The sequence below is a fragment of the Flavobacterium sp. genome (assembly GCF_020217025.1).
Lineage (GTDB): Bacteria > Bacteroidota > Bacteroidia > Flavobacteriales > Flavobacteriaceae > Flavobacterium.
In genome coordinates this window covers 1-10,000 of record NZ_JAIWOF010000079.1, presented here as the reverse complement: position 1 = coordinate 10,000, position 10,000 = coordinate 1, and the positions used below count along the sequence as shown (strand labels likewise).

Annotated in this window: 8 protein-coding genes; 5 read left to right on the top strand and 3 right to left on the bottom strand. The window is 30.5% G+C overall.

The window, feature by feature from the left end:
• The first annotated feature begins 278 nt into the window (after window positions 1–278).
• The 4 genes from LDL23_RS03840 (at window position 279) to LDL23_RS03825 (ending at window position 7,040) form a co-directional block, all read left to right on the top strand.
• Window positions 279–3,914: a T9SS type B sorting domain-containing protein gene (locus tag LDL23_RS03840; protein WP_291264526.1), complete on the top strand. Its 3,636-nt coding sequence runs from the start codon at window positions 279–281 to the stop codon at window positions 3,912–3,914.
• Window positions 3,915–3,987: 73 nt separating this feature from the next.
• The gene (gene bshC, locus LDL23_RS03835) at window positions 3,988–5,583 is read left to right on the top strand and encodes a bacillithiol biosynthesis cysteine-adding enzyme BshC (RefSeq protein WP_291264525.1); all 1,596 of its coding nucleotides are present in this window, start codon (window positions 3,988–3,990) and stop codon (window positions 5,581–5,583) included.
• A gap of 151 nt (window positions 5,584–5,734) precedes the next feature.
• Window positions 5,735–6,562, top strand: coding sequence for an SUMF1/EgtB/PvdO family nonheme iron enzyme (locus LDL23_RS03830; protein ID WP_291264524.1), 828 nt, complete (start codon window positions 5,735–5,737; stop codon window positions 6,560–6,562).
• A 58-nt stretch (window positions 6,563–6,620) separates the two neighbouring features.
• A complete protein-coding gene (locus LDL23_RS03825; protein WP_008253880.1) occupies window positions 6,621–7,040 on the top strand; it encodes a nucleoside-diphosphate kinase in 420 nt (139 codons plus the stop codon).
• A 53-nt stretch (window positions 7,041–7,093) separates the two neighbouring features.
• Here LDL23_RS03825 and LDL23_RS03820 read toward each other — a convergent pair whose 3' ends face one another.
• Window positions 7,094–7,390, bottom strand: a complete 297-nt coding sequence (locus LDL23_RS03820) for a DUF721 domain-containing protein (RefSeq protein ID WP_291264523.1) — start codon at window positions 7,388–7,390, stop codon at window positions 7,094–7,096.
• A gap of 1 nt (window position 7,391) precedes the next feature.
• Window positions 7,392–7,808: a lipocalin family protein gene (locus LDL23_RS03815; RefSeq protein WP_291264522.1), complete on the bottom strand. Its 417-nt coding sequence runs from the start codon at window positions 7,806–7,808 to the stop codon at window positions 7,392–7,394.
• Window positions 7,809–7,916: 108 nt separating this feature from the next.
• Between LDL23_RS03815 and LDL23_RS03810 the strand changes: the two genes are divergently transcribed.
• Entirely contained in the window at window positions 7,917–8,981 is a 1,065-nt protein-coding gene (locus LDL23_RS03810) for a serine hydrolase (protein WP_291264521.1), read from the top strand.
• Between the two features lie 211 nt (window positions 8,982–9,192).
• Here LDL23_RS03810 and ftsY read toward each other — a convergent pair.
• The coding region (gene ftsY, locus LDL23_RS03805; RefSeq protein ID WP_291264520.1) for a signal recognition particle-docking protein FtsY at window positions 9,193–10,000 on the bottom strand (808 nt) is incomplete at its 5' end.

Sequence of the window (10,000 nt, the reverse complement as noted above, 5' to 3'; positions counted from 1 at the left end):
AAACAAATTTTCTAAACCCTTCTTTGAAAACATTTCTAAAATCACTTCGATACCTAAATCCATTTGGTAAGCGGAAATGTTTTTGGTATTCAGAAAACCTTTGATATAAGCCGTTGCTGGATACGGTGTATTCAGTTGGGTAAAAGGTGGAGTGATTAGGAGGATATTTTTCAAAGTTTTACAGTATAATTACGGTTATCTATTTTAGAAAGAATTTAAATAATAATGTTATGAAAAATCTTTCATTTTTTTATATTTTTGTAAAAAAATTCTACTAAATGAAAAATTTTCTTTTTCAAATCTCTCTACTTTTTCTAACTATTACTTGTTTAGGACAAAATTCTGAATTAAATACCAGAAATTCAAACATTGTTTTGATTAACGGTCGTGCCTTTGAAAGCACACCAGAATTTAATTTAAATGATGCTATTCAAAGGGAACAATTCCTTAACAAAATTGAAGCTGAAAGAAATTTGAATTCCAATAGATTTATTCCTTTTTCAAGATTACAAAGTTCGGTTTTTTTATGTAACAATGGAGGTTTTGAAGAATTTGAAAACACGAATAATACTTTTACTTTAAAAAACTACAGTTACGGCATTGGATCGCCAGACAATCCTATGCAATGTAAAGACGTTTACGTAACTGCAAACCAAGGAATTACTCAGTATAGTCCAAACTCAACCAATTTTATGGCTACTACGGTACCATCTAATTATTATGATGAATTTATCGGTAATATTAACGGATTTGATCAATATGTTTTAAAAGTAAATCATAAATTTTCATCAATTACTTCTGGAGTTGTTCAAACAAAACGTTTTAAAACTAATAATGAAACGGAAGTAAAATTTAATTTTAAAGCAGTTCTTCAAAGTATAGCAGGATCTGACCATGATAATGAACAACCTTATTTCAAGGCTAAAATTATTAAAAATAACATTGTCGTTAGTGAGTTTTGTTTAATTGGAGATCCTACAAATTGTATTTTTACTCAATTTGGATCATCAAATAGTGAAAGTGTAGTGCTTTATACTCAAAATTGGCAATCAGGTATATTAGATATTTCTTCAATTCCTAATAATGAAGACTTCATAATAGAATTTACCGCATCAAGATGTGGATTAGGTGGTCATTTTGGTTACGCTTATATCGATGATTTATGTTTGTTGCATTCTAATGAAAATTTACAAGGAAGTATTGAATTAAATCCGTTATTTGAAATATGCCCTACCTTTCCATTATCAGTTTGTGGAACATTTACAATTCCTAATTCTGGAGGCGTAAGCGCAAATGTTCAATCTATAGAAATAAAAGTTTTAGACCAAAACAATCAAATTGTTTACACTTCATCCACACCTTCTCAATTGGATATGAACACCAAAACTTTTTGTTTTGAAATTAATGCAATTGATTTACCTAATGTAACAAACAATAACTACAATGTTCAAGCAGTCATAAATTATGGTACTATTCAAAGTAATATTCCTTGTTCTGGAACTAACTTTACAAGTGCCTCTGACAGTGATGCAAATACAGGTTGGGATATTTCCTTTTTAAATTGTTCGCCCGATTGTGATTACAAGCCTACAACTACAAATTTATTTAAATGTGATTTGAATGATGATGGAAAAGAGTTTTTTGATTTAACAAACTGTGAAAACTTAATAATCAACAACTCTTCAAACTACACTTTTAGTTATTATTATAATCAAAATGATGCTTATAATGATGTAAATTCGATACCAAATTTTCAAAATTTTGAAAGCTATACTTCTGCCATTTTTGTTAGAGTTATAAAAGATGCAACTTGTTATAAGATAATTCCAATACAACTTACGGTTAAAAACCCATTTACAACTATTTCAGGAATTTTAAATGTTTGTGGCGGAAGTACAACATTAACCGCGTCTCAAGGAGCAAATTATCTTTGGTCAACCGGCGAAATTACTCAAAGTATTAATGTAACTTCTGTTGGTACATATTCAGTAACAGTTACTGATAATTTCGGATGTATTTCCACCAACAGTGTTACAATTTTACCAAATCAGGTAGCTGTTTTACCTACAATTGAAATTCAGCAACCAAGTTGTCATGTAGCGTATGGAACCATAACTGTTACGTCTCCTGCATCAGAATACAGCTTCGATGGCGGGGCAACATGGACAACATCTAACACGTTAACAAATCTAAATCCAGGAACTTATCAGGTTAAAATCAGAACAATAATGGGATGCGAATCTTACAATTCGCCTATTACAATTCGCTCTATATTACTAAGCACGCCTTATGTAACCTATACAAGTCCTAGTTTTTGTGGCGATTTTGGTTCTATTACTATACAAACTCAAGCGACCGAATATAGTTTTGATGATGGTCTAACTTGGTCAACTAGTAGTATCGCTACAAACCTGCCTATTGGAATTTATACAATAAGAATAAAAGACACTGATGGTTGTATTTCGAATCCTAGAATTGTTTCAATTGAAGGTGTTTTCTTAAACACTTTAGATTACAATGTTGTTGAACCTTACTGTTCCAATTTAGGAAGCATAACAATTACAACTCCAGCTAGTGAATATAGTTTTGACGGAGGAAATACTTGGCAAACTTCTAACATTCTTAACAATGTTACCGCTGATACCTATATTTTAAAAATAAGAAATGCGTTAGGATGTACCTCTCCTAATTATTATGTTTATGTAAGAAGTTTAGAAAGCATTCAACCTACCTATACAATTGACCCAGCTGGATGTAACAAATATGCTAGTGTTACTGTAACAACAATTGGAGATGAATATAGTTTTGATGGTGGACTAACATGGAGTACATCAAATACTTTAGGAAATTTGACCCAAGGTAATATTGTTATTAAAGTAAAAAGAGGTAATTGTCAAACGTTAGCCACTACAGCATATATTTCATCATCCTTTTTACCATTACCTAATACACAAGATTTCGCAACACTTATTTGTGACAATGGCAATAATGGCATCGAAATGGTTGATTTAAGACAATTCCATCAAAACATTATAAGTAATCCTAATAATTATAATTTCACCTATTATAATTCGCTAATAGGAGCACAAAATCAAACAGCATCAGACCAAGTAACTACTTTTTCAAATTATAATTTAAATCAAACTGATAAAACATTTTTTGTTCTAGTAAAAGATAATTTTGGATGTTACCAAATTAGTAATTTACATTTAACTCTAATACCAACACCCATAATCACCTTAAACAATTTGTATTACTTATGTGAAAACTTTACTGTTACGTTAAATGAAAACAGTTATTTTGATAGTTATTTATGGTCAACTGGAGAAACTACTCCATCAATAGTAATTAATCAGCCTGGAAATTATAGTTTAACAGTAACTGAAATTCATGGAAACGTAATATGTACTACAACTAAAAGTGTAGCTGTTGTTTTATCAAATCCTGCTACTATTGGTCCATTTGAAACATCAGATTGGACAGAACAAGACAATACAATTACTGTGAATGTTACCGGTTTAGGTAGTTATGAATATTCATTAAACGGAATTGAATATCAAGACAGTCCGTTATTTTCTAACTTACCAAACGGAGAATATACCATATTTGTTAGAGATAAATACGGATGTGGCGTAAGTTTCGACGAAATTTACTTACTCATGCATCCTAGATATTTCACTCCAAATGATGATGGATACAATGATTTCTGGAGAATTAAATTTTCTGAAAACGAACCCAATCTGAAAATTTTAATTTTTGATAGACAAGGTAAATTTATAACTCAATTTGGACCAAACGATTTAGGTTGGGATGGCAAACACAATGGAGAACCATTGCCATCATCCGATTATTGGTTTGTAGTAAAAAGAGAAAATGGAAAAGAACATAGAGGACATTTCACCCTAAAAAGATAAAATTATAAGCCTTTGTTAAAACACTTTTTGTGAGGTATATTTTTAGTATTTTAGCAGAAAAATAATTGCTAAAATGCCAAACGACTGTATTACGTATCAAAATTCGGGATATTTTTCAAAACTAATTGTAGATTATTTAGACCAAAAGGCTGAATTAAAGTCGTTATACAATCGATTTCCAACATTAGAAAACTTTAAACTTCAAATGGAGGAAAAAAATAAAAATTTTCCAATTGGAAACCGTGAAATCTTAGTCAATGCATTACTAAATCAATACCAAAAATTTGAAGTATCTGAAGCTACTTCTACTAACATAGAACTTTTAAAAGATTCAAAAACCTTTACCATTACTACTGGTCACCAGTTAAATCTATATACTGGTCCATTGTATTTTGTATATAAAATTATCTCTGTTATTAATTTAACAGAGGAATTAAAAACGGCTTATCCCGAAAATAATTTTGTCCCAGTATATTGGATGGCAACTGAAGATCATGATTTTGATGAAATCAATTTTTTCAATTTAAAAGGCAAGAAAATCCAGTGGAAAAAAGAAAGTAAAGGTCCGGTTGGGAGATTAAACACATCTGGATTGGAAGAAGTTTTTGAGCAGTTTTCGAATGAATTAGGCTTAGGAAACAATGCAAATTATCTTCGAGAATTATTTAAAAATTCCTATTTAGAACACGAAAATTTAGCAGATGCTACTCGATATTTAGCTAATGAATTATTCAAAAATGAAGGTTTAGTAATTATTGATGGTGATGATTTAGAGCTAAAAAAACTATTCATTCCTTATGCTAAAGAAGAGTTATTAGAGCAAACTTCATTTAAAAAAGTAAACGAAACACTTCCGTTATTAAAAGAATATAACGTTCAGGTAAATCCTAGAGAAATTAATTTGTTTTACATTCAAGATAATTTGAGAGAACGCATTGTTTTTGAAAATGGAAATTATAAAATCAATAACACACAATTATCATTTTCAGAAAGCGAAATCTTAACTGAATTAAAGAATAATCCAAAAAACTTTAGTCCAAATGTAATTTTACGTCCATTGTATCAAGAAGGGATTTTACCCAATCTTTGTTATATAGGTGGCGGTGGCGAATTGGCGTATTGGTTAGAATTAAAATCTAATTTTGAAGCTAAAAATATAACATTCCCTATTCTATTACTCAGAAATTCCGTTTTAGTTGCAACAAAAAAGCAAGTTGAAAAAATGGAAAAATTAGATTTAAATTGGTCTGATATTTTTCAAAATCAACAAACTTTAGTGAATGAGAAAACCAAAGAATTTTCAGATTTGACTATAGATTTTAGCGAACAAAAAGCATTTCTTAAAAATCAGTTTGAAGCATTGTATACCATTGCAAATAAAACTGACAAATCATTTATAGGAGCTGTAAAAGCACAAGAAGTAAAACAATTAAAAGGTTTAGAAAATTTAGAAAAGAAATTACTTAAAGCTGAAAAAAGAATTCACACCGAAAAATTAGAACGAATTATTCAACTTCAAAACGAATTATTCCCAAATCAATCTTTACAAGAAAGAAAATCAAATTTTGCAGATTTTTATAACGAAATTGATAATTTTGAGGCTTTTTTCTCACTTCTATACATTGATTTACAACCATTAAAGCAAAATTTTTCATTAGTTATTGTTTAAAAAAGTCGACCAAATACTTTTTTTTTCGATAAAAAACAATATATTTAATTTTTTAACATCAATTTAAGGTAAAAATTACGTTTTATAACAATTTCGCCTTATAATGTTATATTATTATTATATTTGCACACCTAAATTAATAACTAAACTTATGAAAAAAATTACGTTTTATTCAACATTATTAATTACCCTTTTATCATTATTTGCATTTAAAAATAGTCTTATTGACACTGACTTAATCAAAATTCAGGGTGGAACTTTTAAAATGGGTTCAAAAGATTCTGATGGTTTAGCAGATGTCGATGAACAAAAAGAGCATACTGTCAATTTAAATACATTTGAAATTAGCAAATTTGAAGTTACAGTATGGGAATGGAAACAATTCATCAAAGCTAACAAAATGAAAATGCCAGAAAAACCAACTTGGGGATGGCAAGATAATTACCCAATAAACGGTGTAACTTGGAATGAAGCTATTGCTTATTGTAACTGGCTAAGCAAAAAAGAAAAACTACAACCCGTCTACACTAAAAAAGGTCCAAATTTTGTTTGTAATTTCAATGCAAACGGATACAGATTACCAACAGAAGCTGAATGGGAATTTGCAGCAAAAGGAGGAGCATCATCAAAATCCTTTAAATACAGTGGCAGCAATAATTTAGATGATGTTGCTTGGCACAAAGGAAATAGCAAAGGAACACCACACACAGTAGGAACAAAATTACCTAACGAATTAGGAGTTTACGACATGAGCGGAAATGTATGGGAATGGTGTTGGGATTGGTACAATAAAGATTTCTACAAATTAGAAAAAGGTGACAATCCTAAAGGACCAGAAATGGGTGAAAGAAGAAGCGTTAGAGGTGGTTCATGGGATAGTCAACAAAACTATGTAAGACCAGCTAATAGAATTTCAACAGAACCTAATAAAACGCATGAGTTTTATGGTTTTAGAGTTGTTAGAACTATTATAAAATAATAAAAAAACAATATTGCAAAACCTAATTAAAATGGTACCTTTGCAAAAAATTTAAAAAATGGCAACAAACAGAACTTTTACGATGATTAAACCAGATGCTGTAGAAAACGGACATATTGGTGGAATATTAAACATGATTACAGAAGGTGGTTTTAAAATTGTTTCTTTAAAATTAACTCAATTAACTATTGCTGATGCTCAAGCTTTTTATGCTGTTCACGCTGCAAGACCATTTTTTGGTGAATTAGTTGAATTTATGACTAGAGGTCCAATTGTAGCTGCTATCTTAGAAAAAGAAAATGCAGTGGAAGATTTCAGAACATTAATTGGAGCAACAAATCCAGCAGATGCAGCTGAAGGAACTATCCGTAAAAAATACGCTACTTCAATTGGAGAAAATGCAGTTCACGGATCTGATTCTGATGAAAATGCAGCTATTGAAGGTGCTTTCCATTTTTCAGGAAGAGAGCAATTCTAATTTTTAGAATTAATCATATAAAAAAATCCCGATTCAATGAATCGGGATTTTTTTTATCGTAAAACTAAATTCTTTACTAAATCTTTTCTGAGTTCTTCATTTATCATCTTGATGATTTTTTCTTTTCCATAACTTAATTCTTCACGCAAAACCGCTGACGATAAAGCTACATACAATGTAGAACCTTTTAATTGTATTTCAGTTGTATAATTATTTACTCCATTTCCCATTAAATTTTTCCAAGCATCTCGAACATTAACTACATCCATACCTGCTTCCAACTTATTTTGAGAAATAAATTGTTTTAATACATCTCCTATCGGACTCTCTTCGTTAAATCGCTTTGCCATTTTATTTTACTGAAAATTTTGCTGGTCTTTTATAATAATATTCCATTTCTTGTTGATTTTTTACTACTAATTTATCCTTAGTTAATTCAATAATTTCTTCCTTCCAAGAAGCATAAGTAGTTTTGTATTGAAGTGAAGCATCACCATCCTTAATAACCACAACAACATCTTCTTGAATATCATTAGTCAAATACGTTCCATCTAATTGAGGCATTACTTTCTTTCTAAAACCTTTATTAGCCTCTATTTTAAAGAAATCAATAGTTTCATTTACTTTATATTCTTTCTTGTCACCATCGGGAAGTTCTACTTTTTCAATTTCCCAATAACCGTTTAAATTCGAAATATCTGTCTCGGTAATTTTCTGCTTACACGAAAGAACTGACACTAAAACAATTAACAAAAGAATTCTTTTCATATTATAATTATCAAATTAAACCATAAAATTACAATTAAAATTTATTTGAATTAAACTATTCTGTATTTTTATTGTCTAACTTTAATAAGTTCTAAAAATAATTTAGCTATGAAAAAAATATCATTACTTTTTATCTTGGTTACTTCATTATGGAGTTGCAATTCAGATGATGGAAATACATCAAATGAGGAAGCTATGTATTTTCCTCCAATAGGTTCATCAACATGGGAAACGAAAACAGTAGCATCTCTTGGATGGAATGAAACTCAAGTACAACCCTTACTAGATTATTTAGAATTAAAACACACCAAAGGTTTCATAGTTCTTCATAATGGAAAAATAGTTATGGAGAATTACTTTAATGGTCATAGTGCAACAGAACCTTGGTATTGGGCAAGCGCTGGAAAAACATTAACAGCTACTGTTACAGGAATTGCTCAACAAGAAGGCTATTTAAACATCAATGACAAAGTTTCCAATTACCTGGGAACGGGATGGACAAGTGCTCCACTCGCAAAAGAAAATTTAATTACCAATAAACACCTTTTAACCATGTCATCAGGTTTAAACGATGCTTTAGGTGATAATGTTTCTCCCGCAAACTTACAATATGTTGCCGATGCCGGAACACGTTGGGCATATCATAATGTTTATGTCAAACTACAAGATGTTGTTGCTGCTTCTACTGGACAAACTTGGAATAATTATTTCAATACCAAACTGAAAACCAAAATAGGAATGACAGGCTTATGGGCTACCGTTGATGGAAATTTAAGTGTTTATAATAGTAACACAAGAAGTATGGCACGATTTGGACTATTAGCTTTAAACAAAGGAAAATGGGAAAACAATCAAATTGTTCCTGAAAGTTATATGCAAAATGCGACTACAACTTCACAGAATATTAATTTATCATACGGCTATTTATGGTGGCTGAACGGAAAGTCAAGCTATCATTTACCTCAAACACAATTTCAATTTTCAGGAAGTATAATCCCAACCGCTCCATCTGATATGTATTGTGCTTTAGGAAAAGATGATCAAAAGATATATGTAATTCCAAGTAGAAAAATAGTAATTATTAGAATGGGAGATGCTGCCGACGGTTCAAATATGGCGCTATCTGATTTTGATGAAGTATTATGGCAAAAAATAAATGCTATTATCAACTAACAGCATTTATTTTTAAATTATTTGTTCACTTTCTTTTTACCGCTTGTAAATTTAATTAACAAGTACATAAAAATTGCAAAAGAAGCCAATCTAAGTGTAATAAAAATATAATCATACCCTTCGAAAGGGATTGCTACTAAAGCCATAATAACAGCCACTAAAAATAGTTGTACTGTTCTATATTTTAAAAGTTCTTTCACTATAATAAATCTTATTTAAAAAACGAATCTACAAATTCGTATTTATTAAACACTTGTAAATCTTCAATTCCTTCACCTACTCCAATATATTTTACAGGAATTTGAAACTGATCTGAAATTCCAATTACAACTCCACCTTTTGCAGTTCCATCTAATTTTGTAACCGCTAAACATGAAACTTCTGTTGCTGCAGTAAATTGTTTGGCTTGTTCAAAAGCATTTTGCCCTGTAGAACCATCTAAAACCAAAAGTACATCATTTGGTGTATTTTCCACCACTTTTTGCATTACTTTTTTCACTTTAGAAAGTTCGTTCATTAAACCAACTTTATTATGCAAACGACCTGCTGTATCAATAATTACGACATCAGCATTTTGAGCTACGGCACTTTGCAAGGTATCAAAAGCTACAGATGCAGGATCACTTCCCATTTGTTGTTTTACGATTGGTACACCAACTCTATCTGCCCAAATTTGCAACTGATCAATTGCAGCTGCTCTAAAAGTATCAGCAGCGCCTAAAACCACATTATAACCCGCTTTCTTAAACTGATATGCCAACTTACCAATAGTAGTAGTTTTTCCCACACCATTAACACCAACCACCATAATCACATATGGCTTTGTATTCGCTGGAATTTCAAACTGCGTTGCTTCACCTGAATTAGTTTCCGATAACAAACCTGCAATTTCTTCTCGAAGAATACCATTTAATTCATCGGTTCCTAAATATTTGTCCCTTGAAACACGTTCTTCAATACGCTCGATAATTTTTAATGTTGTATTTACACCAACATCAGAAGAAACAAGAATTTCCTCT